Raw genomic sequence first — 24,324 nt, forward strand, 5'->3', positions numbered from 1 at the left:
TTTCTTTTAATTTGGTGGGGTAGTGGCCACCCTTTCGAGTGGCCACTAGCAGGCTGTTAAGCCTGGATTGAGTTCATGACTGCCAGCCAAGCGCGTAGCAGTAAGGAAGCGGTGCGTGGAATAATTTATACGCTTTATCTTCACCGTGGATTGTGTCTACTACGTCTGAAATCCATAACACCACATCGTGATCGAAGCCGAAAGCAATTTCGATGGCATAGTCCTCTATCGCGCTACACCTCAATTCGTGATAGACGGTAGCAAAAGCTGTAAAAGCCTCTTTGTATTCCCGGTCTGTCTTGATTAGCTCATCGTGATTACTGTCTTGGCTTGTAATCGTCTGGTAAGCGTCCTGCATGATTGTGAGCACCTCATGCGGACGATTAGTGAGGATAATACCGCGCTTAGGGTTGAAAAAGTCTGCGATGGTTTCGCTCTCATTCTCGGCTATGTAATCACGTAGCCTGCCCACATATGGCCGCACATACGCTCGTGTCTGCCTTTGGGGATCGTAAATTACGAAGTCTTGGATGCTCATGATGTTTTCCTTTCTTCGGCTGGGACTTGCTCCCTGTGTGCCTTACTCTTATATTCTATGTCCGGTAAACCGGACATGTCAAGTGTTTTCGCGGTTTTCTATTAGTTTTGGTGGGGTGGTGGCCACCTTGTTGGCGGCCACCACGGTTAGGGTTATGCCGCTGGCTGAGCTTGCTTGACGTTGGTTCGGTTGGCCTGTGCTAGTCGCGCTATTTGCCATGCAAAGTCGGCCTTGCAGGTTTCTGGAATCGTGTCCTCCTGGCCTTTCCACTGCATGAACGTGTGCCACACGCGCCACGTGTTGTTGTCGAGTAGGTATAGGAACTCTGCGCCCGCGCGGTCTGCTAGTTCAATAACCTGCTTGATCGCCTTATCTTTGTCACCGTTTTCGATTGGGTAGATCGCGGCTACGTTGCGTTCAACTGGTTCGCCGTGTTCGGCGAAGGCTTTCCCGTCTCCTGCATAGGTCGACAGGGTGAGCTGTTCGCGGTCGCCCAAGTCAATGATTGGCTTAATGTCCTCGATAGTGGGGAATCCGAACTTGAGTGCTTGCCCCACGCCGGTTAGGTATCCGTCAAAGTGTACGTAGATGAAGCGGATAGCGTTTTCTTCAACGATTCCAACAAATGAGCGAGTAGACATTTTCAGTTTCCTTTCTTCGGCTGGGACTTGCTCCCTGTGTGCCGGTTGTGACTTTCTTTTTGCCTGCTGGCAAGGAGTCAATAAAGTCGCGATCAAGGTCTGCCCGTCACCTTTGGCAAGTGGGCGTGGGTCATGGAATAAATAACGAAGTGGTTTATGCCGTGAAAGCCCGCGCCCGCTTGAACGCGAAGCGTTTGACGGGCAGGCCGCGCGACGTAGACTCGAAAGCCAGCAGGAAAAAACCCTTAGATAACTAGAGTGCGCGCTTGCGCGCTCCTTGTTTCCACCACGGGTGGCTTAGAACAAATGAGGCCACGCCCGCGTGGTCGATAGGGGTTGTGCACATTTGTGGGCGGCCTGTCCGTCCACACTTGGGTGCAAGCCAGTCGGCATGGCTTGTGGTAAACAATCGACACCCCAAGAAGTGTCGGTTTTCCACACGCCAGGCCGCCACACGCACCGCGTGAACCCGGCCGCGCTATGCGCGGCAAAAGTTGGTCTGATCCGTCGTGGGTGGGGTATTGACAACCGCGCGCTATTGGTACTATCTTTTGAGGTAGCGGACCGCTTCCCCGCGCTTGCGGGGATGACCCGATTTTTTCAATCTAAGGGTTTTGTCCGCTTATTTATTCCCTGCGCTTGCGGGGATGAGTGAAGGCCCTCCACGTGAGGGCCTTCACTATTTATGAGGGTTCAAAGCTCTTGAGACGGTTGAGCGACTAACGCCTAGAACTCGGGCGATTTCAGCATTATTAGAGCCACTTTCTTGCATGGCTCTAGCGGTCTTTAATCGTTCAGGTGTCATGAGTGTGGGCCGTCCTCCAAGCCGTCCTTGGGAGCGGGCGGCGGCAAGGCCCGCTCGTGTGCGCTCTTTAATCAGATCGCGCTCGAACTGAGCAAAGGCTGCAGCCATGTGGAACACTAAGCGTCCACCTGGTGTGGTGGTGTCGATCGATTCGGTAAGGGAGCGAAACTCAATGCCGCGCTTGTCCAGGTCCTCAATAACTTCTACAAGGTGGGGTAGTGAGCGGCCTAAGCGGTCGAGTTTCCACACTACAAGCGTGTCGCCTTCGCGCAAGTAGTCCATTGCCTTGTCTAGCTGTGGCCGCATGGTCTTAGCGCCCGAGGCGTGGTCAGTAAAGATGCGGCTACACCCTGCCTGGGTGAGAGCGTCTATCTGTCCGTCCAGATTCTGCTCAAGAGTAGACACACGCGCATATCCAACAAGACTCACTACATCCCCCGTCCATAACCGTGCTTCATGCCCTTGCTTTGACGCGGTTTAGGCGCGACGTGCTGGGTTGGATGGTCCAGCTTCTTTATCTGAGGCACCTCTCCAATGCCAGGTAGTGGTGGCCGTAGTGGAGTGATGGCCTTGCTCAATACTTTTGCCAATCGCGTGTTGCTTCCTGTGGCTTGGCTGTAGAACCGGGCTGCTACAAAGTCCTCAAGCAGTGCCTTGCCGGGGGTGAGTAAATCTTCGTTGAGTTTGTATCCGGCGTGAGCGCAAAGCTGACTGTAGAAAATGAACTGGGTGCGAGTGTTGCCTTCACGGAAGGGGTGAATAGTGTTGATTTCGCCCCATGACTCAGCCAACGCCGATATAAACTCGTCGGAGGCTAGGCCGCGAAAATAGTCATTATCTCTAATGTAAGAGAATTGGTGTTCTGCCGCTTCGGTGAGTGCGGGTCCTGCGGGATAATAGTAGTAGGTGCGCCACGGGGCGTTAGCGTCTCCAGGAGGGTAGTCCACCACGTCGGCATGACCTTTCGCCATGAACGTATCTGGCGCGGTTCGTTCTTGTCCTGCCCATTCGTACACGTCTTGAAAAAGGTGGTAATGAATGGCTTTCATGTGCTGGTAATCAAAACTGCCGGGGATGGGGTGTAAACGCAGTTCACCCGCGCGAAGCGCGGTAGCGGCTTCTTCTGCTACTCGTAGTATTTGAGCGTCAGGCTCCCCATAGGGGTGGGCTGCCGTCACGAATTTATTTCTCAGCGTGGTCGTTCCTGGAATGTAATAGTCGTTCCAAGAGTAGTAACGTTGTTCGATCACTGTGTGCGGCGGATGTGTTGGATGACTTGGGCGAGGTATTCAGTGTCGCTGATTTGTCCAGATAAACACTGCTCGAGCAAATCTCTAATGTAGGCGTCAGTAACAGTGTGGCCAGCTAAAGCAAGCGCAGCATCTGCAAACGACATGGCCTCGCGTACTGCGGCCTGAGTTACTAATCGCGGTTGTGTTGGCACGCTCATAATGTTTCCTCACTTCCGTGGTACACGCCTACCGTTGCGTGTGCTCTAGCCCTGTATTCGTTAGCGTCAATAATACCCGCAGCGTAGTTGGTAAGGTTTTCGACATCTTCTCTGGTCAGCTCGAATCCTTCATGCCACAATGCCGCAAGCGTATTGCGCACGCCGAGGCGTTGCTGCTCATCAAGAGATTGGAAAAGTTTACGAAGTTCTAAGCGCTTAGTCTCAATTGCCACAACATCATCGGGGTCGATAGCACGAACCTGGGCGCGCAACGCAATTCCGGCTTGTTTCCAACGTTCTTGTTCTTCCAAAGCCGTAGCTTGACGCTCCCACTCGACATATTGACCACCGATACGGGTAGTCAGTTCCAAGAGGGCATCGTAGACCATAGGATCGAAAGCCTGCTTCATTTCACTCATAATGCCTCCCACGTGCTATTCGAATTCTACCGTAGATGCGTGCATTACTCAATGGGTGACGGTTCTGCACGGGTTGGGTTTTGGGCGCTAGTTTTGCACGTTTTGTTTGCTTGGTTTTAAGCGGTTTCTAGTTTTGGTAGTTCAGGCGTGCGTTATCGGTCGATAATGCACGCGCCGCGTTGTTGGACTAGGCCACGTCTAGGCTGAGGTCGGTTAATCAGATTTGTCGATTGAGACTGAAAAGCTGTCTTAGATTCGAGTGCGTATAAGTGTTAGGGGAAGCGGTTTGCCGTTCGATCATTTTTATGAAGTTAGTGACGGTAATACCAGAGCAGTTGATTCCCGACTCGTTTACTTCTGCCAGTATTTGCTTATCTATTTGATTAGCGAACCCGCCTGCTATGTAAGAAAAGAACGCTAGTGGATAACTGCTGTGACTGTAGGTGTCGAGTTTGCCAATGTAGTTGTGCACCATGCGGTTGTGGTGATCGCCAATGATCGAGTATTTCGAGTAGGCCACAACAGGTCAAGCAAAACAGACACGGCCGAAGCCGCTAACCAAACCAAACCAAACCGCCAAGCGTGTCCCAGGTACGTCTTGAACCAAGTCAGATGTTTCGGCAAATTGCGCCTTGCAAGGAGTCTCTGAGTGGGAGGGCTTCCTTGCAAGGCGCCTAGTGGGAATGTGTATAGATCAGTGTTACCAGGGCACGAATCCGTGGTAGGCTGCTTTGCCTTTATCTATGTCTTGGTCAATCTTCTCTAGGTATTGGCGTTCTTCTTTGGAACTAGCATTTCGGTGGTTTCTTCTGATGCTTCTTTGCACTGAAAAACGAGACAGAACAATGCTCAACACAATGGTTAGGCCTACTGCAAGCCAGAATGTCCAATCCATTTGGGCCTCTCTAAGAGATCAAGGGCGTTCCAGTCCAGCCCATGCCGCGCACGCGCGGGACAGAGCGAGGAATACTTAGTCGCCGGTTGAGATTAAGGGGGTCATCCCCGCACGCGCGGGGAAGAGATCCCTCCCCCCCCTAGAGGGATGCGGCTACGGCTTTGCGGATGAAGTCAGATCGGTTCTTCGTCTGGTTGTCTATGGCTTTGACCATCGACTTAGGAAACTTCACCGCGACGGTGATTAGTTGCTCGTCGCTAATAGCTGCCGGGCCGTGGTGGATACGTTCTAAGTGGCCTGTCCATGACTCTGATTCAAACTCGGCGCATAGTTGATCAATGTCTGCGTCAGTGATCGTGGTGCCGTTAGCTAGCTTGTATTCACTCATCATCTTCTCCTTAACGCCTTATCGATCTCGGTGCGGACTTTCTTAGTAGGTGGGGTCATTGCGTGGAAGATAAGCCAGTTGCCATCAGCAAGTAATGAGCCAATGAGTTCAACCTCTCTACCCTCGGGAGTTAAACCGATACGCACTTCCATCTCTCCAGGAACACGCACCGCTCCAACCAGATAATTCTCCCAAGCTGACTGCACCTGCTCCGTGGTCAAACCGTGCTTAAGAGCGTTCGGATGAACTACCACCACACCCCCTAATAATACCCATGATATTACCCATTATAATACCCGAAATAATACCGCGCTAGAGGTAGCCAGAATCTACGGTTAAAAATGTACAATAACTGTATTGATAATATACGCGCCCCATAGGGGTCTAGGGGTTAATTCCTAAGTCTGAAAACAGGTAAAAATGACCGGCGTTCAAGCTGGTTCCTATCTGCGTAGGGCCAGGCCTGCGGTTTGGTTTGGTGCGCGCCTGGTGGTGGTGGGGTGCTGGGTTGGATGGTCTAGCTTCTTGAGCTGTGGCACTTCCCCGATGCCGGGTAGTGGTGGTTTTGCGCGCGCGGGTGTTGTTTCTCCCGATTCTTCGACTTGGGATTGTTCTTGTTGTTGTTGCCGGGTTTGGGTGCGTTGCAACGTTTCTACTGCTTCTTCGCTGGGTGTTTGTGGGTTGAGCTGGTCGATGATCCAGTTAGAGTTTTGGATTACTCGCTCCCCGGTGGCGAGGATGGTTTCTTCGTCCGCGTTTGCCCATCCGGCGATGTATCCGGTGGAGTAGTCGGCCGTGTCTAGGCCGAAGTATTTACTGACTAGGTAGGCGCATGATTCGGCTTCTACTTCTTTGATTCCCCGGTGCATGGACTCGGCTTGGTCTGCATGGTCCATGTGTAGGCGGGCGTGACTGATCTCGTGGATGAGGGTTTTGAATTGGTGACCCTCGGGAGCGTCGGCGGCTACTGCGATGGTTTTCTCGCCTTGCCCCTCGATCATTGGCCGTATTGTTACCCCGTATGCGCCTCCAAGAGCTTTGCGCGTGGTTTCTTCGTACTTGTATCCAAGGTCTGCCACGATCTGTTTAGCGCGCTGCCACAGTTCTTCGGAGCGCTGCCCGGTTACTTGGGGCAGGTCTTTTCCCTTGATTGGCTCGCCTTGGGTTTGGTGGTAGCCAAACGTGGGGCGGACGGTAAATCCTGTGACGGCGCGTTTCCAGATAATGTCTTTCTTGTCGTATTTATCTAGCTCGTCTTTATCTATTGGCCGGTCCTGACCTTTTAGGAAGGGTAGCTTGTAGGTGACGGGGGCTAGAACTTGGTAGCTTTTTTCTCCTTTTTGGACTTGTCTACCTAGCTTTTTCCAAGCCGTGTAGGAAGCAAACGAGGATTCCATGCTTCCGCGCTTGCGTGCCTGGTTGTTGAGCCACACCAAGTTGCGGAATGAATACTGGGGCATTTGCGCCATGTAGTACAGCATGTCTTTCCATGTTTGCGTGTCTTTGAACCGGGATGCGGCGGCGGCTATTTCTTCGTGAGCTTTCGCGAGTTTCGCTTCGCGTTCTTCTTTGGCTTTTTCTTTGCTTCGACTAGCCATGTTAGTTGCCTACCTGGCCGGTTTTAGCTTCTAGGGCTTGGACTCGCCCCGTGAGTTGTTCGATCTGGTCTTGCTGGGCTTCGACCTGCTCGATGAGGGTTTCTACTAGCTCTAACGTGGTGTATTGGTTTTCCATTTGATTCTCCTGGTTAGTTGTTTTTGTCGTTTTGGGTGATGATGTGTAGTTCTTGGCGGGCAATGTCTGCTCCGATGTGGTCTACCCACACGTCGTGGGCTACTCGCTCTTGCCCGTCTTGACTGGTGTAGTCGCGGGCGCGGTAGGTGCCGGTGAAGATGATGGCGGCGTTACCGTTTAAGTCTTGGAAGTCTTTTAGTTTCACGGCGGCCTGGCCTTGGACTCTTAGGTAGTAGGCGGTTGTGGCCGCGTCCTCCCATTTGCCGCTTTCTAGGTCTTTTGCCCGGTCGTTCACGATCACGGTGGCGCGGCCTTGGTAGGTTCCGTCATCGTTCATGGTGAGTTTGACGGGGCCTGCTAGGTTTCCAGCTCGTACTATGTAGCTCACGGTTTCACTCCTTAAATTCAGTGGTTGGTTTGTTGTTTCTCGGGTTAGATGCGGACGGCTTGCCATTGCATGCCAAGCCAATAAGCGGTGTCGAGGGGTACTTGTTCGACGTGCCCGCCCACGTTAGGGGCGTGGATCATGAGCCGGTTCCCACCTGCGTCTTTACCGGCGTAAATACCGATGTGGTGGTAGTGCCCGCTACCCGGAGTGGCGAAGCCGATCAGGTCGCCTGGCTGTAGGGCTGATTCGTCTATGGGCGTGCCTGCTTTGGTAATGATGTCGTGGGCGGTGCGCACGTTGAGGGGTTGGCCAAGGTCGGCGTAGACGCGCACGACTAGGCCCGAACAGTCCAGTCCGGCCGCGCTGGTGCCTCCCCACACGTAGGGAGTGCCAAGATATTTTTGAGCACCAGCCACTACTGACGAGGCTGAGACACTGCCTTGAGTGTATTTTCCGGCCAGTTGTTTAATTTTGGCTACGTAGTCTTGCGTTTCAGAGTATGGGGGTATGCCCCGGTGTTGTTGTACTGCTCCAGGGCCTGCGTTGTATGCGGCCAGGGCAAGATCAACCACGTTGCCAACGGCTTGCCCGCTAGCCACGTAGGCTTTCACGGTCTCTACTAGCCCGCACATGAACTGGCCTTGACTAGCGATAGCGTCGATGGGGTCGAACGGGTCGGCCACGCCGTCCCCGTTTGCGTCTATCCCGTTAGAGGCCCACGTGCCAGGCATGAACTGGGCGATACCTTGCGCGCCTGCTGGGCTAACAGCGGTCGCGTCCCACCCGGATTCAGCCTCGATTTGTCCGGCGATGAGGCTGGGCGTGATTTCGGTGCAGATACTGCCCGCTTCCATCACGGCTTGTATGTATTCAGGGGGCACTCCCTCCAGGCCCGCTCCTGCTCCTTCAGCGTCGCCTCCAGCCATCATGAGGGGCAAGAGCATTAGAGGGCCTGCGAGGAAGGCGATTAGTGATTTTTTCACAGCCTGCGCCCTTGGCTTTGCTGCGCGCTTGCAGAATGATTGGGGTTCCTGGTGTGGCTGGCATTGCTGGCATTGCTGGCATTGTCAGTATTGTTGGTTGGCCCCGTCTGGTTTGGTTTGGTGTAAGGGTCTGCTAGGGCGATGATTTCGCGGATGCGTTCAGGGTTAAACCCGGATGAGCGGCCCTTTTGGGTCTCTATGATTGGGGCTGATAGTAGGCCTTCATTTTTGAACTGCTCTACCAGGTCGGGCCGCTTGCTCAAGTCGATAGCGTTATAGGTGATTCCTGCCTTGTCCAGCTTGCGTTGTGTTAGCGCGCAACCTGGACAGTGCGGGGTGGTGTAAATAGTAATGTTTTCGCTCATACCTACTACGTGGGGTGTGCGCGCACAGTTAAGGCCCACACCTTCTGGCGTGGGCCTTGACTGTTAATAGAGGACGTGAGGGTTAGTTCTCGCGTCGCTTAGTTGCAAGGGCGATGGTGCCTCCTGCGGCTAGTAGCGCTGCTGCGCCGCCTAGCATTGCCGTGTTTGCACCTGTCTGGGCAAGTGGCTGGGACGTAGCGTTATTCGTAGTGCCACTGGTCGTAGTGGGTGTTGTGGACGGGCTTGCCGTCGTGGTTTCCGACTCTGTCGGGTGCGTTGGTTCTGTCGCTGGGCTCGCCTCGGTCGTAGCCTCGCTGGTCGCCTCAGTAGTTGCCTCGGTTGTGGACTTAGTAGTCTGCTGGGTCGTGGCTTCCGTTGTGGCCTTAGTAGTAGCTTCGGTTGTTGCCTGGGTCGTTGCTTCCGTAGTCGCTTCTGTTGTCGCCTCGGTCGTTGCTTCCGTAGTCGCTTCTGTTGTCGCCTCAGTTGTGGCTTCTGTCGTTGCTTCCGTAGTTGCCTCGGTTGTAGCTTCGGTAGTTGCTTCCGTGGTTGGCTCGGTTTCGGGTGGTGTGGGCTCCGGCTCGGTGGTGTCGAACTCTATTTTCTGGCGCTGGATAGCCTCATCTGCAGCCTTGCCCGGGCCTGTGCGCACCGAGGTCAGCCCGTTAGCATCGATTTGGATAATGAGAGAGTAATAGCCTGTCATGATTTCAATTTCGGCTTCGACGGTTCCAGCTCCGGTAGCTTGCCAAGGTATTTGGAAGCCTTCGCTTGTGCTTTCGCCTTGCCATGTTTTAGTGCCACTGTCTTTGAATACGGCCGGGCCATCTAGGGTGGCCGTGGCTTTAAGCCCTTGGCTGGCCTTGCCTAGGGCGTTGATATAGCGCAGGTTGATCGTTCCCTCGGACGTGCCTGCGCCTTGGACGGTTGGCGTGCCGAACTTTTCGGGCGATGCGTTTACTGCTTGGTTAGCGTATTTTTTGGCCAGTTCCACCACGTCTGGGTGTTCTTGCTGCATGGCCGCTGTGGCCTTGGCGGCACGCTCGCGCGCGGGCCGAAGCAATTCTGAGTTCGGGTCGTGGCTAGGGTCAAGCGCATATGCCGAAGCGTCAAAGTTGAGCCGGTTAAGTAGTGATATGGCGGCGCGAGACTCGGCGGGATTAACAGATTCGTAGGTGGCTAGAATCCACCCCATCTGTGTGCCAGTCACACTGAGCTTTGGGTCTTGGTGGTTATCAACGTTGGTTGTGTTAAGAAAGTAGCCTTGCGAGTTGTAGGGGATTTTATTGGTGAAGATGGTGGACCAGATGAGGGGATCATGCCCGTCAGGGTTTTTCAATCCCCCAAACCATACAAGATCGTTATCGATTTGTAGGTGGTAGCCTTGCCCAACTTCTTCCAGCGGATCACCTTTTAACATGGGCGGTTCGGCGTTAGCTGCAAGTCCTGCGCTTGTAGCTAGCACGGCGGCGGCCGTGAAGGTCATTGCCGTAGTTTTTATGAGTGTTTTGAGTCTAGACACTGTTTTTCCTGTTCGTAACCGGTGTTGTTTCAGTCCGTGTTTAGGACTTCACCTATTACGTAGAGCGTGCGCGCACAGTTAAGGCCCACACCTTGCGGCGTGGGCCTTAACTGTTAATAGAGGGCGCGGGGTTAGTTCTCGCGTCGCTTAGTTGCAAGGGCGGCTGCGCCACCTGCGGTTAGTAGCGCTAGTGCTGCGCCTCCTAGCACTGCGGTGTTCACACCGGTCTTGGCCAGTCCCTTAGCTGCGCCGCCGCCAGAGTTGTCAGCGGCTGCGAGCTTAATGGTCTGATCCTTGTCACCTGCATCCTCGTGGGTGCCTACTAGCTCTCCATCAACGTCGTAGACGTATTCGAAGGCAACTAGTTCAGTGTTTGCCATGCCGGTAGTGTCCAGGTTGGCTACTACCTTCCCGCAGTCTTGCGGGGTTTGTGGCGTGAACTTAGCGGTTGCTTCGTATTCCTTACCGCCTACCTTGACCATCTTGCCGGTGGTCTTGTTGTGAATCTTGAGCTTGAGGGTGTACTCGGTGCCGGGAACGAGTTTTTCGTTCGCGTCACATACCTTGTCAATCAGCTTGGTGTCCTTGCCAGGCTTGAGCGTCTTTTCACCGTTTTCTCCGGTGAAAGTGGTCTTTAGCTTCGGGCCAGGCTCAAACGTGATTGTCTGGTTCTCATCGGTAATGTCAGCGTGGATGGTGATGGACTTGCCCTCGTGGAATAGTTCCTCGAAGGCAACCGTGGTCTTACCAGCAAACAGCGCCGCGTCTACCTCGAAGGCGACTTCGACACTGCCGTTAGCGGTTTCAGGTGTGAACTTCGTGGTCGAAGTGATTTCCTTACCCCCGCCGTCAAGCATGGGCTTGCCGGTTTCTTTATCCATGAGCGTGCCAACTACTTCGTATTCCTTACCGGGTTCAAGGTTGGTGTAGGTAACCACGTCGGTAAGGGTGCGTGTGCCGTATCCAGGGACCGGGCCGCGCTTGTTTTCGTACATGAGCGTGGTGTGAATACCAGGCTCACCTGCGATAGTGAACTGCTCGGTCACGTCCTCTACAGAAGTGGCTAGCGGGGCTACGCGGTCATCACCAGCGAAGGTAGAGATGAATACGTAGGTGCCAGCTACTAGCTTGCCGTCCGCACCAGTCTTAGCGATCCAGGAAGTATCACCAATGCTGGGGTAGAAGCCGTTCTTGGCTGGAATGGTGACGGTTTCACCGATCTTTTCAGCCTTGTCACGGTTCGCCTCCGTTACTTCAAGTCCAGCGGGGAAGAACAGCACCTCGTGAGAGATTTCTTTCTCGTCTGCCTTAAAGCCGGCCGCGCCTTCAAAGTTAGGGTGATCCTTGGGCATGCCGGTTACAAACACGTCATCTACCAGGTAAGTACCAGCCTTGGTGTCACGCACACTCAGCTGAGAATCAATCTGGGCGGGGTGCCTTACCGACGTGGTTTCCTCGGCTAGACCGTAACCATCAACAAAGTCGGCCTTAATGTACTTAGACCAATCAGCGTCTTGGTCATCAGCCTTTACTTCCCACACCCACGTGTAGAAGCCGTCCTTGGGAGCCGTGCCCGCGTTAGCGGTAATCACCGTTTCAGGCCCTTCTGCCTTGACGGTGACGGACTTGATTAGCTCTGCGCCTTCTGGCACGGTATCGCTCTGTTCTGCCGGTGCTAGTGCGGATACGTAGTAGACGCTTGCACGGTAGTTCACGGGCACGTCAGTGCCGTCAATGTTGAGCCATTTGCCGTCCCCGTAGTTCGGGTCAGCGTTTGGAGTGAACGTGTCAGTTAGTTCAGCGCCACTGTCGATGACCTTAGCGGTATCCACATTCGATACGCCTTGTGGGCGGAAATCGAAGATAACATCCCACGTCGGAGACTCAACCGTCTTAGCCGTGAGCTTCCCAATATCGTAAATCACGTCCTGGTTACCACCGCCAGGCGAAGAATGGCCAAGAACGGGCGAAACAATGTTTTTGAACTTTACGCTTGCACTAACCTTGCCGTTGCCAGTTGAATGCCACTTAATACCGGTAATGGGGGTAGATGCGGTAGTACCGTTATAAGTATTGGTGCCAGTTGCATCAAACGCTGCAGGACCGTTTAGGGTTACCGTGAACGGATAGCCCGGTGCTGCAACGCCATTGCCATTAACTAGACGTATTCCGTCGAGGGTGCCGTACATGCCATTATCAGTGGTTGCTTCCCCTGCTTCCCAACCGACTACACCGGCAGCCTTGGCTTCCGCGACCATCTGGCGGGCGCGGTTTTGCACGTTCGCGGGTGCTAGCTGTAGTAGCTCGTTCACGTTCTGCTGAGAAGCTGCTGCGCCGAACTGTGAGTTTTCAAAGTTCACGTGTGCAAGGAAGCCTGTAGCTGCCGCGTCCACGTCAGTATCGGAATGCTCCAAGGACTTCGGAGTCCATTTCTTCATGATGTAAGCCATCTGAGCAACATCCACGCTCAGATCGCTCGGACGGTTAAGACTAGGCTGGCTGGTCAGTTCTCCAGGAGTGGCCGCAACCGCTGCTGAGGGGTTCACCGCGTCGGCCTGGATACAAAGACCAGGCACGGGCTGGCCTTGGTAAGGAATCCAGGTGCCAAGCCATCCAACACTTCCTCCAATAGGCACACCTCGCACCCAAGAGCCTGCCGCTTGAGCAGGTAGGGCACTTAGAGAGCCCGCAAAGACAAGCGCAAGCGCTGTAAAGGCCAGAGCCAGCCGGTAAGCCAGTCCTCCCTTATTGGCGCGAGGCGCGCCTGGAGCTTGCGTGGTTATAGGAATACTCATTACTACTCCACTTTCAAATAGGTTTAATGATCGATCATTAAAAGGCTCGAAAGCCCTTCACCTATTACGTAGAGTGTGCGCGCACAAAGATGGCCCGCAGACACTATGTCCACGGGCCATCTGAATACTTAGCGATTAACTCGGCAAATCAGTCGCAGTCGCCTACACAGACTTCGCCTTGAATATCGCCGATCCAATCGCCGTTTCCATCTTGAGGTAGTTGGTGGTGCCAACTTCCATCCTGGTTATCTTGTATCCATTCGGGGTGATCGGAGTTGTAGCAGTATTGCCCACCACCACACACATCACCACCGCCAGAGCTGCCACTGCCGCTATTACTACCTGCGTTCCAGTCGCTGTAGCCGCCGCCACTGTAGTCATTGCCGCCGTAGTTGCCGTCGTAGGTTTGTTCGTAGCCGCCTGAGCTTTGCGCCTGCTCAGCCTGTGCTTTGGCTTTCGCTGCGCCATTTACAGCCTTGGTTGCTTCGTTCAAGGCTTTAGCACTCTTACTCGCCTCGTCAGCGCGAGTAAACGCGGCCTCAATGTCGGCCACGGCCTCTAGCGTTTCTGGCTTGGCTTGGTCGATAGCTTTAGCTTCTTTCAGCGCAGCATCAAGCTTGTCGGTCGCTTCTTTTTCTACGCCTTCACGGTTAGCTTTACCCGCCTGCTCGATTGCCTCGTTAAGGTTCTTTACTGCCTGGTCAAACTCAGTTGCGGCTTTGGCTGCGACTTCCTCGCGCACGTCTTTGAATGAAGCGGTGAGCTTATCGAGCACGTTTTGCGCCTGCTCTTGCGCGGCTTTAACCGCGTTTGTGGCTTCCTTGGCTTTTTCGCGCCCTAACGTGGAGGCATCCTGCACCTCAACGCTTGCCAGGTTGTCTGCTTCTTCTACCGCTTCGGCAAGGGTCTTAGTGTCGGTGTCTTTTGCGCGCTGCGCTGCGAGTTCAAGTAGCGCATCCGCCTGCGTCTTGGTCTGGTCTAGTTCGGTTAGGGTTTGCTGGTAGCTCGCTTGGGCTGTTTGGTATTGCTCGCGCGCGTTCTTAGTATCGGCCTGGGTTTTCCATGCCAACCCGACCGCTACTAGCACGGCGATTAGTGCTACTGCGATAGTGGCAATAATGGGCGGCCGCTTATACCAAGCCGGTTTAACCATAGTGGCTGGCTCACTCATCGCGACCTCGGTTGTTTCTTCTGGTGGAGTGTTGGACTGGTTCGTGCTCATGGTGTTTTCCTTTACTTGCTGGTGTCGAGTCTAGTTGATTGGTCCGCGTGGTCCGACTGGTAGGGTGCCGGCTCCGCGTGGTTGGACTGGTGTTTGTAGCCTTGTTCGGACTTGCTTGTTGTAGGCGATTAGGGCTTGTTCTACCCATTTGCTCCATGTGGTTGGTCCATCGTTGGCGAGGTCGGCTAGGAATAGTCCGCGTGCTTCGTCTGCTACTTTTTCATTTACGCGCACAGTGATCTTTTGCTTGCGGACTTGCTGTGGGCTTGGTGTGGGCTTGTCTGCTTGCAGCCCTGCCATGGGTTGTCCGATTACGCTTTGTCCAGCTAGGGCGCTGCGTCTGGGTTGTGGCTTAGTCATTGGTTTGTCTTTCTGCGAGTTTTCGCATGTGTTTGCGTAGTCGGTTTATGGCTTGAGCCGTTTCTGATAGGCGGGTTTCGAGCTGGAGTATTTGCTCAAAGTCTTTAGTGTCTAGCACTTGTTTGACTTGTTCTCGCCACGTGTAGTCCCCTGCCGCGATGCGTTCTGGTTCGATCCAGTATTGGAGGAAGTTAGCTATTCTTACCGTGTCGTTGTAAAGCAACTTAAGGTAGATTTCTTTGTCTTCAAGGCTTGCCTGGTTGTATGAGGCTAAGAGCTGTTTGTTACTGATTCGACTCATTGTTTGCCTGCTTGGTGGTTTTGGATTGCGTGTAGGTATTGGCTGTAGATGTCGGCGAGTTCTGCTGCTTCTTGTGTGGGCCATTGTTCTAGTGGCTTACTGGCTTCCACACTGTCTGCAATTGCTACTCGCTTGGGGATGGGCGGGTTGAAGATTGTCAGGCCGCGTTGTTCTACTTCGTGGGTTAGCTCACTCATCCAGTGCCCGCCACTGGTGGTTCGGGCTTCGTGTTGGTTAATAATGATTCCCCCGATTGTGAGTTCGGGGTTGTAGTAGGTGCGAATCTGGTCGATGGAGCCAAGTAGTCGGGCTAGTCCGTTAGCGCTCCACAGCTTGGAGTGCGTGACGATAAGGGCAATATCAGTGGCGGTTAGGCCATTGATTGTGAGTTGATCGAGTGATGGTGGGCAGTCGATAAGACACAAGTCGTAGTCGTGTGCGACTTCGTTCAGGGCGGCGCGTAGCCTGCTTTCACGCCCGGCTCCTGCTACTACTAGCTCGTCTCTTACTACTGGTAGCGCCTCACCTGTGGTGGGCACTAGGTCTACCCCGTCCCATAGGCCAGGCACGGTGACTTCGCTTATGGGTAGCTTGGTGCGGTTTGAAAGCACGTCGGCCAACCCCGTAGCGTCCTCGTCTACTGGGTGGCTTGCGAGACTACTGGTGATGTTGCCTTGCGGATCGAGGTCTACAACTAGCACGCGCATGCCCTCAAGAACGACGGCGCGGGCTAGGTGATAGGTGGTAGTGGATTTACCTACCCCACCTTTTTGATTACAAAGCGAGATGGTGAGCATCATTGTCTCCTTGGGTGTAGAGGTCTATTAGTTGCCATCATTGCCGTCATTGCTGGCAATGCTGGCGTTGCTGGCAGTTAGAACAAATAGTTGTTGAACACGTTTGGTAGTAGGTCTAGAGCTTGGCGTTGTAGGCGTACTGAAACGTTCATGTATAACGCGGTTGTTTGTAAGTTTTCGTGACGCATAAGGGTTTGAACTACGCGCGCGTCTACTCCTGCTTCGAGTAGTGCCGTGGCGAAATAGTGGCGTAGCTGGTGGGAAGTCATTGTGATTCCCACTCGCGCGAAGGCATTAGAAATGCTTGAGCCAACTGCCCTCCGTTCGACATGCGTGTTAGGGCACGTAGGGGAGGGGAACCACCAGCCACGTAGAGGGTATTGTTCAGCCTCATGCAAGATGATGGGGTGCACCGGTAGCGTGGCAGTTTTATCGCCTTTTCCAACCACGGTTATCATTCCGGTTGAGTGATCGAAGTCTTGTCCGCGTATCTTTGCTATCTCGTGGACTCGCAGCCCGGCAAAGGCAGCTAACATGATGCGGGTGCGCGTGGCAGGACGTAGAGGCGACGCGAGCACCGTTCGGAGCTGCTCATCCGTGATGGGGCGCGGTTGGTACTTGGGGCGCTTGGGGGATGCTACGCGAGACATGGGATTGTCCTCGCGGTGATCGCTAATCACTAGCCATTGGTAGAAGGCTCGCAGATGCACGTAGTACGTGTGGCGCGTGATCGCAGATGGCAACGCGGCAAGCCACAAAGTAATGTCCTCGAAATTGGCGACTTGCGCGTTCACTCCCGTTTGTCGAGTGAATTGGTCTACAACTCGCAATCGTTCATCAATCGTCCTGGGCGATAGAGAACGTGCAGACATTTCTACAGTCCATAGTCGTGCTAGTTGTTCGAAGGGAATAACAGTTTTGAGCATGACTAAAGTTTCGGCCATTAACGTTGGCAAGCGTGCCCAATCGCTGCAGTTCCGGGCATTGCTGGCAGTGCCATCATTGCCGGCAATGCCGGCATTGCCATAGTTGCTGGCAATACGGGCAAAAAGAAAAGTGAAGGGCAGGGTTAGTACAGATACTATGCCGAGAATGAGTGGGTTCTTGCGTCCAACTTGTAATGAATAGGTCGTGGGTTCGATTCCCACAGGCGGCTCTGAGTTGGCCCCCGCGAAAGCGGGGGTTTTCTCATGCCACGAGAATGATTACTGCAGTGGGCGGTTTCTTTCGCGTGTTGGCGGGAACCCTTTTAGCGTCGCGACCCTACTTGGCATCGGCTACGATCGGATAATCAAACGCGTAGGCAGGTATGTTGTTTGGGGCTCACCTGTTTCTGTGCCTTTAATCCGAGCGAATAAACGTTGTGCTGCAATGGTTCCAATCAGGGTTGGATCTTGCGCAACTACTGATAAAGGATTACTTAGTAAGTCTGCTAGCTCGAGATCGTCAAATGCGACATGGTCCAATTTCGCAGTTACGTACGTCGGGGCGTGAAGCGTGGAAATAGTGTTAAGGCTGTTTCCTGTGATTAATGCAGTGGCAGGTTCGTCTAGGGCTATACAGGTCTGGAGCGCAGCCTCTGCCCGTTCTGTGCTGGGATGCCCTAAATGTACTAAACGATCGTCAAATGCTATGCCTTCAGAAGCCAAAGCATCTCTGTAGCCTTGCACGCGTTCGTTGCTGGCGTACATGTCTACGGAATCGCCGATGTAGGCAATTCTCCTGTGGCCCCTCTTGATTAAATGCTGAGTCGCATCAAATGCGCCGGCGCGATTATCGGACAAAACCACGTCCGTAAGTAAACCGAGCGGAGATCTGTCTACGAAGACCACTGCCATTCCCGCATCAATTTCAAACTGCAAATACCCATGGTCTACCGGTGAAGGAATAATGATCAGGCCATCCACTCTTCTCGAAATCAAAGCTTGAATGGCTTTCCGCTCCCGATCCGGATTATCGGATGATGAAGCTGTAACCAAAAGATAATCTTCTTCGAGCGCAACTCGTTCTACTGCACTTGCTATGGAAGCCTGAATAGGCTCCGAGAGATTCTCTACGACCAGCCCCACCATCGATGATTGTCCCTGCCTTAGGTTTGCTGCCGCTTCGTTGCGTCGGAAATTAAGTTGAGCGATCGCTTGCTCAACAGTGGCGATGGTTTCTTCGCTGACATGCGGTTCGCCATTGACTACGCGTGAGACGGTTTTGATTCCCACACCCGCAAGTGCCGCAACGTCTTTCATTGTGGGGCGCGCAACTTTTTGACTGTTGTTTTTCTTAGGTGATGCCATCTCGTCCCTCCTGACAACGTTATCTTACTAATTTTAATCTATCTCTTAACCCTTGTAATAAACAGCTAATTGTGTGTATATTGTTTATGACAACGTTGTCGGACACTTTGGAAATAGTGAGAGGCTGATCGATGAAGATTAGGAAAACTGCAAAAGCAGTTGCTAAAGGAGCAGTAGTGGCAGTAGCAAGCGCTCTGGCGCTTACCGCCTGTGGAGGTGGAACCGGACAATCGTCAGCGGACGGCGGTCAGGTTGAGCTGCGGTGGATAATGTCTGCAGACTCCCAAGCTGAAGTGGATGTTTGGAATCATCTCGCGGAAATGGTGACTGAGAAATATCCCGATATCAAAGTGAAGTTTGAAAGCTCGCCATTTAAGGATTACTACAATAAGCTCACTGCTCAGGCTGCAAGTGGTGACCTGGCATGTATTGCAGGCCTTCAAGCACAGAGAGTTCCGGATGTCGGATCATTGTTCACTGACCTAAATCCGGCAATCGAGGCTGATGGATTCGACATTGACGGGTATGAGCCTTCTATTGTTGAAGGCTTGCAGCAGGACGGCAAGCAACTCGCTATTCCGTATGACGTTGGGCCGTACTTGTTGTTCTACAACAAGGATATGTTTGACGAAGCCGGCGTTGCAGAACCTTCGCCTGGGTGGAGCGAAAAAGAATTCCTTGATTCTGCACACGCACTCACTAAAGACGGTGTTTATGGTTATGTGGCCGATGGCAATCCGGACATGTGGTTGCCATATGCATTGAGCATCGGTGGCGATTATCTGAAAGACGGTAAGCCGAATCTGACAGATGAGAAGGTCGTTGAAGGGTTCAAGTGGGTAACCGAACTTGTTACGAAAGAGAAAGTTGCCCCAGCTCCGCCAGCTACAGGTGCCGCGAACTGGCCTGCCGACCAATGGCGTAATGGGAACGCGGCAATGTATGTGGATGGTCCTTGGCAGCTTATGAACGCTAAGAAGAACGTTGACTTTACACTCGGGATTTCCACGGTTCCCGCTTTTGATGGATCTAGTGTGACCACCATGTCAGGTACAGGATTCGGTGTAACAGAAAGCTGTAAGAATCCTGACGAAGCATGGAAGGCTATCTCCGTTATCATCGGGCCGGAGGCGCAGGAGTACATTGCCGGCGAAGGACGAGGTTTCCCGGCCTATATGGCTGCTCAGGATACCTGGTATTCGCTAGCCGATGTAGAGGGTGCGAAGGAAGCGATCGATACTGCGTTCGAAACCGTCAATGTCTACCGCACGGTGCCAAAATGGAACCAGCTTTCTGCACTAATGGAGCAGTACGGAGTTGAAGCCTTCAACGGCACATCTACGCCTGCCGAGGTCTTGGAACGAGTCCAAATTCAGGTTGAAAACTGATAACCAGTTTCTGAATTGCCCGTTGAGGCAATCCCGCTAATAGGCAGACTCAGAGGATACTTCAATGTCACAAACAGTGGTTTCATTAGCGAAAACCGGTGATGACAGGAACAGGTCAGATCAAAGAAACCGCCGAAGCAAGTTGCAGCGTCGAAACCTATTCGCTGCATTGGGTTTTCTAGCCCCTAATCTGCTGGGTTTTTTGATCTTCACGATCGTTCCTGTGGGCGCTTCCTTGGTGCTTGCATTCTATGAATGGCCGCTCTTGGGAGATGCCGTGTTTACGGGCGTGGATAACTTCGTCCGTCTCTTCACTGAAGATCCGGTTTTCTGGCAAATAGTAGGGAATACTCTCTATTTCGTTGTGGGGTACGTAGTGTTAAACCTCATCGTGTCTTTGACAATGGCGATTTGGCTAACGTCTCGCGTGAAATGGAAAGGGTTTCTGCGGTTTGTATTCTTCCTACCGGTGGTCTCACCTATGGTTGCTAACGCTGTGGTATGGAGGCTCCTTTATACTCCGGAGGATGGCCTATTAGCGTGGTTCTTCAAAACGTTCACAGGAGCCTCTGGTCCTGATTGGCTTGGTTCATCTGAATGGGCGATGCCAGCGGTGATCATCATGTCGGTATGGGCTGGGTTCGGCTATAACATGATCATCTTTATCGCGGGGATTGAAGGGATTCCCTCCACGGTTTATGAGGCCGCTGCGATAGATGGTGCAGGCTGGTGGCATCGTCTTTTCCGCATCACTCTGCCATTGCTCACGCCGAGCATATTTTTCGCAACAGTGATGACTGTGATCTCTTCGCTCCAAGTGTTTGCACAACCATTTATCCTCACCGGAGGAGGGCCAGGGGCTTCCACGACCACACTCGTGTATTACCTGTATCAGAAAGGTTTCCAAGCCTACGAGATGGGTTACGCATCCGCAATTGCTTGGTCACTATTCGTGTTGATCATGTTTATTACGGTCCTTCAGTTCCGTAGCCAAAAGAAGTGGGTGCACTACTAATGGTCATGTCTTTAAGCAAACAACAATCGCAAATAAACAGCCTTAGGACAGGGCCGCGGTGGGGGAGAGCTCTATCCCAAATACTGGTGATGGTTGCTGCCTTAATCGTCCTAACTCCATTTATCTGGATGGTCTCGACGGCTCTTAAACCGGCCAGTGAGGTTTTTGCATCTCCTCCCTCGTTGATCGGCTCGAAGATTCAGTGGTCAAATTTCGCAGACGTATGGACTTATCTGCCTTTTGGCAAGTTCATGGTTAACGGCGTTATTGTCGCTGGAATTGGAACCATCATGGTTGTCTTCACTTCCTCGATGGCTGCGTATGCATTCTCTCGAATCAAATGGAGGGGACGTGACGGGACGTTCCTGCTCTATCTAGGTACGCTGATGATCCCGCAGGAAGTGTTGATAGTTCCAATGTTTATCCTGATGCGTGAACTCGGATGGGTGAACAGTTACCAGGCTCTAATCGTTCCTTGGGCGTTCACGGCATTTGGAACCTTCTTGCTTAGGCAGTTCTTCCTTACCTTGCCTGATGAACTTGAAGAGGCCGCACGGATTGACGGGGCGGGACGATGGACTTCATTCAGTCGAATAATCCTTCCCCTGGCAAAGCCGGCACTTGGCACTTTGGCGGTATTTACATTCATCGGATATTGGAATAGCTTCCTCTGGCCGTTGCTGATCGTGAGCGATGTGAACATGGCAACCGTTCCACTAGGCCTAAACATGTTCCTTGGGCAGACCGGAAATCAATGGAACCTGCTTATGGCTGCATCCACTATTTCAGTTATTCCTAGTGCCATTTTGGTTCTCTTCCTGCAGCGGTACCTTGTGTCGGGAATTGCCCTCAGCGGAATGGGCGGCCGTTAACAGATCAGAATGAGTAGCAAATAGGCACATAAGTTTGAAAGGCGTATTAATGCATTCTTTGTACTACAAGCCGACAAAGGCTTGGTTCGGCGACTGTATGCCGGTTTTCGCAAAAGGCAAATTCTATCTCTATCACCAAAGAGATACGCGTAATCCGATTCCTTTGTTTGGAGAACCGTTTGGATGGTCGCTCGTAACTACTACCGATTTCGTTCATTTTGAAGACCACGGTGAGAGTTTGAAGCGTGGTGGCGATGATGACCAAGATCAGTATATTTTTGCAGGTAGCGTGTTTGAGGCTAACGGCTCCTTTTACGCTATGTACACCGGTTATAACCACAATTTTGTGCAGCAAAACAAGCCTTCGCAGGTGTTGATGATCGCAGAGAGCGATGACCTCATAACGTGGAATAAGACGGATGAGAAATTGGTTCCGCCCCAGCCGGGCTACGATCCTGATAACTGGAGGGATCCGTTCGTGCTTTGGGACGAAGAGAATCAAAACTATCTGATGATACTCGGTGCACGAAAGGACGGAGAGAAGATCCTTTCCGGTTCTACTGTTGCCTTCAGATCTGAAGATTTGAAGCACTGGCAGTTCGAGGGAGATCTCTGGGCGCCTGACCTGTACACCATGCACGAAATGCCAGATTTGTTCCGAATGGGCGATTACTGGTACCTGCTGACTACTGAATATAGCGATAAGAGCAAGACCATTTACCGGATGAGTAAGTCACTTGATGGGCCGTGGACTGCACCAGTAGACGATGCATTCGATGGGCGCGCATATTACGCGGCTCGTTCGGCTAGCGATGGAGAGCATCGGTATCTCTTTGGTTGGGTTCCAACCAAGACTGGTGATGATGACGAGGCTAGATGGGATTGGGGTGGAACGCTCGTTGTTCATGAAGTGTTCCAGCGAGAGGACGGGTCACTCGGTGTAAAACCCCCTGCTACTGTTGAGAAAGCTTTTGCAACACCCCGTGCAACATCTAATCCTGAAATTGAGATGCGTTCTGATGATGGCGAAACGCATCAGACCCTCGTTAATAAATCAGGGAATTTAATCTACTTGGAAGGAAATCTTGTTGTTGAGAAGGGGACTCGTAGCGTCTCTATTCGCATCTACGAAGATCCGGTGACCGGGGAAAGTTATGAGTTCCTAATCCTGCCGGGGGAGCAGCGTTTACTGTTCGATAGGCGTCCAAACTTCCCTTGGTACCAGTATGACAACAAGGGGATGGAACGACCTCTGACGCTGGAGCCAGGAGTGTCCCACAAGTTCCAACTTATTGTGGATGAATCTGTTGCCACGTTCTACATCTCGGGGGTCGCGCTTAACGCGCGCATGAATCGTCGCTTTGGTGACCGCTTGTCTGTCGGTGTAACAGACGGAGGCGCCGTTCTAAACAACCTTCGTTTCTCGCAGGAGTTGTCATGACCCAATCCTCGCTATTTTACCGACCCAAAAATGGTTGGTTCGGTGATGTTATGCCCATAATCGACGGCGACACGTGTCATTTGTTTTACACGCATCTAAATGCAGACGACACGGGCAGCCCCCTGTTCTCGAAGAAACTACAGTGGGGGCACCTATCTACAAAAGATTTTGTGACTTTCACCGAACATCCGATTGCTATTGAGGCAGGAGAAAGAGACGAACCGGATCTCCTGGCAGGGGCAGGGTCCGTCATCGGTCCCGTAGAAGGGCGCTACATAGCGTTTTACTGCGGCATTAATCCGCATGCTCCGGCGACAGGTAAGCCAGAACAAGTGGTTCTACGCGCGTTTTCGGAAGATCTAATGACCTTCGAAAAAGACACCGAATGGCAACTTCAAGCACCGGCAGGATATTACACTCATGCGTGGCGAGATCCTTTTGTTTTCAGGCAATCGGATGGTAGCTGGGAAATGCTCTTGTGTACGCAGCTGGATCAGGTCTCGGGGCGTCGCTCCGGTGTGATCGGTCGCATGCGGAGTGTGGATCTAGACAACTGGGAGCTCGAAGACCCGCTATGGCAGCCGGGGATAACTCTTGCGCCTGAATGCCCTGAAACGTTCGCTCTCGATTACGAAAACTACATTCTGTTTTCTACCTATTCTGATCGTTTCGCTGTTCGTTACCGGCGGCGTGATGCTGAGAAATGGACTATCCCTGCCTGGGACACATTGGATTCGAATGATCTTTACGCCGCAACCAGCGTTAATTTTAACGGGGAAAGCATCCTCATTGGTTGGCTTGCTACGCGAGCAGGTGACCGTGATCGCGGTGAGCGTCAATGGGGTGGGGACCTCGTGGCACACAAATTGGTGGTACGTGAAGATGGCAGTCTTGGCACCGTACCTCTTGAATCGCGAACCGGCGGTTACAACCCGCATCCACTCGACGTGCAGGTGCGTAAGGGAGAGTGGAGCGTAGACGCTAATTCAGTGTCCTCTGCCCCGGCTGCAGGCCTTAATTGGCTCAGCCTGGCAGAAGTAGATACTCGAAAGCAGAGTATTTGCGCTAACTTCACCGTCTCGTTGGACGCTGATTCCGAAGAGTCGGGTATAGCGTTATTCGCAGATGAGGAGTTCAGCCGAGGATACCTGCTGAGGTTTGAGCCGCGACGGGGTAGGTTCGTGTTCGATCGACGCCCTCACAAGATTTCGGTTCCGTTCGATTATGATGCGGAACGCGGTTATGTAAGCCAGCCAGATTTCGAAATTGAGCGTCCATTGCGTGAGGGGCTTACACACGAGGTTTCCGTCATTCTCGAAGGCACGTGTCTTTCCGTTTACGTGGATGATGTAGCTTTGACTACCCGTGCTTATGATTTGCGCGATGGTCTCATCGCCGCTTACGTAAGTAACGGCAGTATTGGGATTCATAATGCCTCTGTCGGAGTGCGTGCCTAATGTCTTAACACTGCGGATCGCAACAAACCCAGGTTGAATTGAGATGGCTGATAGCTTACATATGTGCGCCTTAATTCTCACAGGAGCATTAATCTGCAGGCCTAAAATCATCTTGGGAAATAACTGCCTAGACTTCTCTAAATGGTGGCCGTTTTAGGTGGTATACGCCGTTTGACCGTGCGGGTTGGGCTCGGTATAGACCGAGTTCAGCCCGCGCTTGTTTATCTTGAAGCATTGACCTGCTTTCTACATGATGGTCA

25 protein-coding genes are annotated in these 24,324 nt (G+C 52.7%); 5 read left to right on the forward strand and 20 right to left on the reverse strand.

Going from position 1 to position 24,324, the window contains the following annotated elements:
* Positions 1–73: 73 nt before the first annotated feature.
* The 20 genes from BQ7114_RS07780 to BQ7114_RS07880 all read right to left on the reverse strand — a co-directional run bounded on the left by BQ7114_RS07780 (position 74) and on the right by BQ7114_RS07880 (position 17,891).
* A complete protein-coding gene (locus BQ7114_RS07780; RefSeq protein ID WP_072344075.1) occupies positions 74–538 on the reverse strand; it encodes a hypothetical protein in 465 nt (154 codons plus the stop codon).
* Between the two features lie 152 nt (positions 539–690).
* Entirely contained in the window at positions 691–1,179 is a 489-nt protein-coding gene (locus BQ7114_RS07785; protein WP_072344078.1) for a hypothetical protein, read from the reverse strand.
* Positions 1,180–1,858: 679 nt separating this feature from the next.
* Complete coding sequence (locus BQ7114_RS07790) at positions 1,859–2,413, reverse strand: recombinase family protein (protein WP_072344081.1); 555 nt, start codon at positions 2,411–2,413, stop codon at positions 1,859–1,861.
* Entirely contained in the window at positions 2,413–3,234 is an 822-nt protein-coding gene (locus BQ7114_RS07795; RefSeq protein ID WP_072344084.1) for a Fic/DOC family protein, read from the reverse strand. Before BQ7114_RS07795 ends, BQ7114_RS07790 begins: the two co-directional genes overlap by 1 nt.
* The gene (locus BQ7114_RS07800) at positions 3,231–3,434 is read right to left on the reverse strand and encodes an antitoxin VbhA family protein (RefSeq protein WP_070664752.1); all 204 of its coding nucleotides are present in this window, start codon (positions 3,432–3,434) and stop codon (positions 3,231–3,233) included. The genes BQ7114_RS07795 and BQ7114_RS07800 overlap by 4 nt, the downstream gene beginning before the upstream one ends.
* Positions 3,431–3,853: an antitoxin VbhA family protein gene (locus BQ7114_RS08955; protein WP_230206008.1), complete on the reverse strand. Its 423-nt coding sequence runs from the start codon at positions 3,851–3,853 to the stop codon at positions 3,431–3,433. Before BQ7114_RS08955 ends, BQ7114_RS07800 begins: the two co-directional genes overlap by 4 nt.
* A 1,034-nt stretch (positions 3,854–4,887) precedes the next feature.
* Positions 4,888–5,136 (reverse strand): ribbon-helix-helix domain-containing protein, encoded by a 249-nt coding sequence (locus BQ7114_RS07820; protein ID WP_072344092.1) that lies wholly within the window; start codon positions 5,134–5,136, stop codon positions 4,888–4,890.
* A complete protein-coding gene (locus BQ7114_RS07825) occupies positions 5,136–5,390 on the reverse strand; it encodes a hypothetical protein (protein ID WP_143236833.1) in 255 nt (84 codons plus the stop codon). The genes BQ7114_RS07820 and BQ7114_RS07825 overlap by 1 nt, the downstream gene beginning before the upstream one ends.
* A 189-nt stretch (positions 5,391–5,579) precedes the next feature.
* On the reverse strand, positions 5,580–6,734 hold the full coding sequence (locus tag BQ7114_RS07830; protein ID WP_072344098.1) for an ArdC family protein: 1,155 nt from the start codon (positions 6,732–6,734) through the stop codon (positions 5,580–5,582).
* 1 nt (position 6,735) lies between these two features.
* Entirely contained in the window at positions 6,736–6,870 is a 135-nt protein-coding gene (locus BQ7114_RS09075) for a hypothetical protein (protein ID WP_268258628.1), read from the reverse strand.
* Between the two features lie 13 nt (positions 6,871–6,883).
* On the reverse strand, positions 6,884–7,258 hold the full coding sequence (locus tag BQ7114_RS07835; RefSeq protein WP_072344102.1) for a single-stranded DNA-binding protein: 375 nt from the start codon (positions 7,256–7,258) through the stop codon (positions 6,884–6,886).
* Positions 7,259–7,302: 44 nt separating this feature from the next.
* Positions 7,303–8,241, reverse strand: coding sequence for a C40 family peptidase (locus BQ7114_RS09095; protein WP_143236834.1), 939 nt, complete (start codon positions 8,239–8,241; stop codon positions 7,303–7,305).
* Entirely contained in the window at positions 8,238–8,606 is a 369-nt protein-coding gene (locus tag BQ7114_RS07845; protein WP_072344106.1) for a glutaredoxin family protein, read from the reverse strand. Before BQ7114_RS07845 ends, BQ7114_RS09095 begins: the two co-directional genes overlap by 4 nt.
* 82 nt (positions 8,607–8,688) lie before the next feature.
* Entirely contained in the window at positions 8,689–10,125 is a 1,437-nt protein-coding gene (locus BQ7114_RS08890; protein ID WP_143236835.1) for a hypothetical protein, read from the reverse strand.
* A 131-nt stretch (positions 10,126–10,256) separates the two neighbouring features.
* Positions 10,257–12,920 carry a VaFE repeat-containing surface-anchored protein gene (locus BQ7114_RS07855; RefSeq protein WP_072344109.1) on the reverse strand — a complete coding sequence of 888 codons (2,664 nt, stop codon included), beginning with the start codon at positions 12,918–12,920 and terminating at the stop codon, positions 10,257–10,259.
* 148 nt (positions 12,921–13,068) lie between these two features.
* On the reverse strand, positions 13,069–14,142 hold the full coding sequence (locus BQ7114_RS07860; RefSeq protein WP_072344112.1) for a hypothetical protein: 1,074 nt from the start codon (positions 14,140–14,142) through the stop codon (positions 13,069–13,071).
* A 352-nt stretch (positions 14,143–14,494) separates the two neighbouring features.
* A complete protein-coding gene (locus BQ7114_RS07865) occupies positions 14,495–14,803 on the reverse strand; it encodes a hypothetical protein (protein WP_072344115.1) in 309 nt (102 codons plus the stop codon).
* Positions 14,800–15,600 (reverse strand): ParA family protein, encoded by an 801-nt coding sequence (locus BQ7114_RS07870; protein ID WP_230206009.1) that lies wholly within the window; start codon positions 15,598–15,600, stop codon positions 14,800–14,802. Before BQ7114_RS07870 ends, BQ7114_RS07865 begins: the two co-directional genes overlap by 4 nt.
* A 77-nt stretch (positions 15,601–15,677) precedes the next feature.
* Positions 15,678–16,472: a tyrosine-type recombinase/integrase gene (locus BQ7114_RS07875; RefSeq protein ID WP_195906740.1), complete on the reverse strand. Its 795-nt coding sequence runs from the start codon at positions 16,470–16,472 to the stop codon at positions 15,678–15,680.
* Positions 16,473–16,877: 405 nt separating this feature from the next.
* Positions 16,878–17,891, reverse strand: coding sequence for a LacI family DNA-binding transcriptional regulator (locus tag BQ7114_RS07880; protein ID WP_072344121.1), 1,014 nt, complete (start codon positions 17,889–17,891; stop codon positions 16,878–16,880).
* A 176-nt stretch (positions 17,892–18,067) separates the two neighbouring features.
* On the opposite strand from BQ7114_RS07880, the gene BQ7114_RS07885 reads away from it, so the two are divergent.
* The 5 genes from BQ7114_RS07885 to BQ7114_RS07905 all read left to right on the forward strand — a co-directional run bounded on the left by BQ7114_RS07885 (position 18,068) and on the right by BQ7114_RS07905 (position 24,064).
* Positions 18,068–19,279, forward strand: coding sequence for an ABC transporter substrate-binding protein (locus BQ7114_RS07885; RefSeq protein WP_230206010.1), 1,212 nt, complete (start codon positions 18,068–18,070; stop codon positions 19,277–19,279).
* Positions 19,280–19,343: 64 nt separating this feature from the next.
* Positions 19,344–20,294, forward strand: coding sequence for a carbohydrate ABC transporter permease (locus BQ7114_RS07890; RefSeq protein ID WP_083431800.1), 951 nt, complete (start codon positions 19,344–19,346; stop codon positions 20,292–20,294).
* 89 nt (positions 20,295–20,383) lie between these two features.
* Positions 20,384–21,166 (forward strand): carbohydrate ABC transporter permease, encoded by a 783-nt coding sequence (locus tag BQ7114_RS07895; protein ID WP_230206011.1) that lies wholly within the window; start codon positions 20,384–20,386, stop codon positions 21,164–21,166.
* Positions 21,167–21,215: 49 nt separating this feature from the next.
* Positions 21,216–22,607, forward strand: coding sequence for a glycoside hydrolase family protein (locus BQ7114_RS07900; protein ID WP_072344133.1), 1,392 nt, complete (start codon positions 21,216–21,218; stop codon positions 22,605–22,607).
* Positions 22,604–24,064: a GH32 C-terminal domain-containing protein gene (locus tag BQ7114_RS07905; RefSeq protein WP_072344137.1), complete on the forward strand. Its 1,461-nt coding sequence runs from the start codon at positions 22,604–22,606 to the stop codon at positions 24,062–24,064. Before BQ7114_RS07900 ends, BQ7114_RS07905 begins: the two co-directional genes overlap by 4 nt.
* The last annotated feature ends 260 nt before the right edge of the window (positions 24,065–24,324 follow it).

The organism is Actinomyces urinae, assembly GCF_900119695.1.
In the GTDB taxonomy this organism is placed as follows: domain Bacteria; phylum Actinomycetota; class Actinomycetes; order Actinomycetales; family Actinomycetaceae; genus Gleimia; species Gleimia urinae.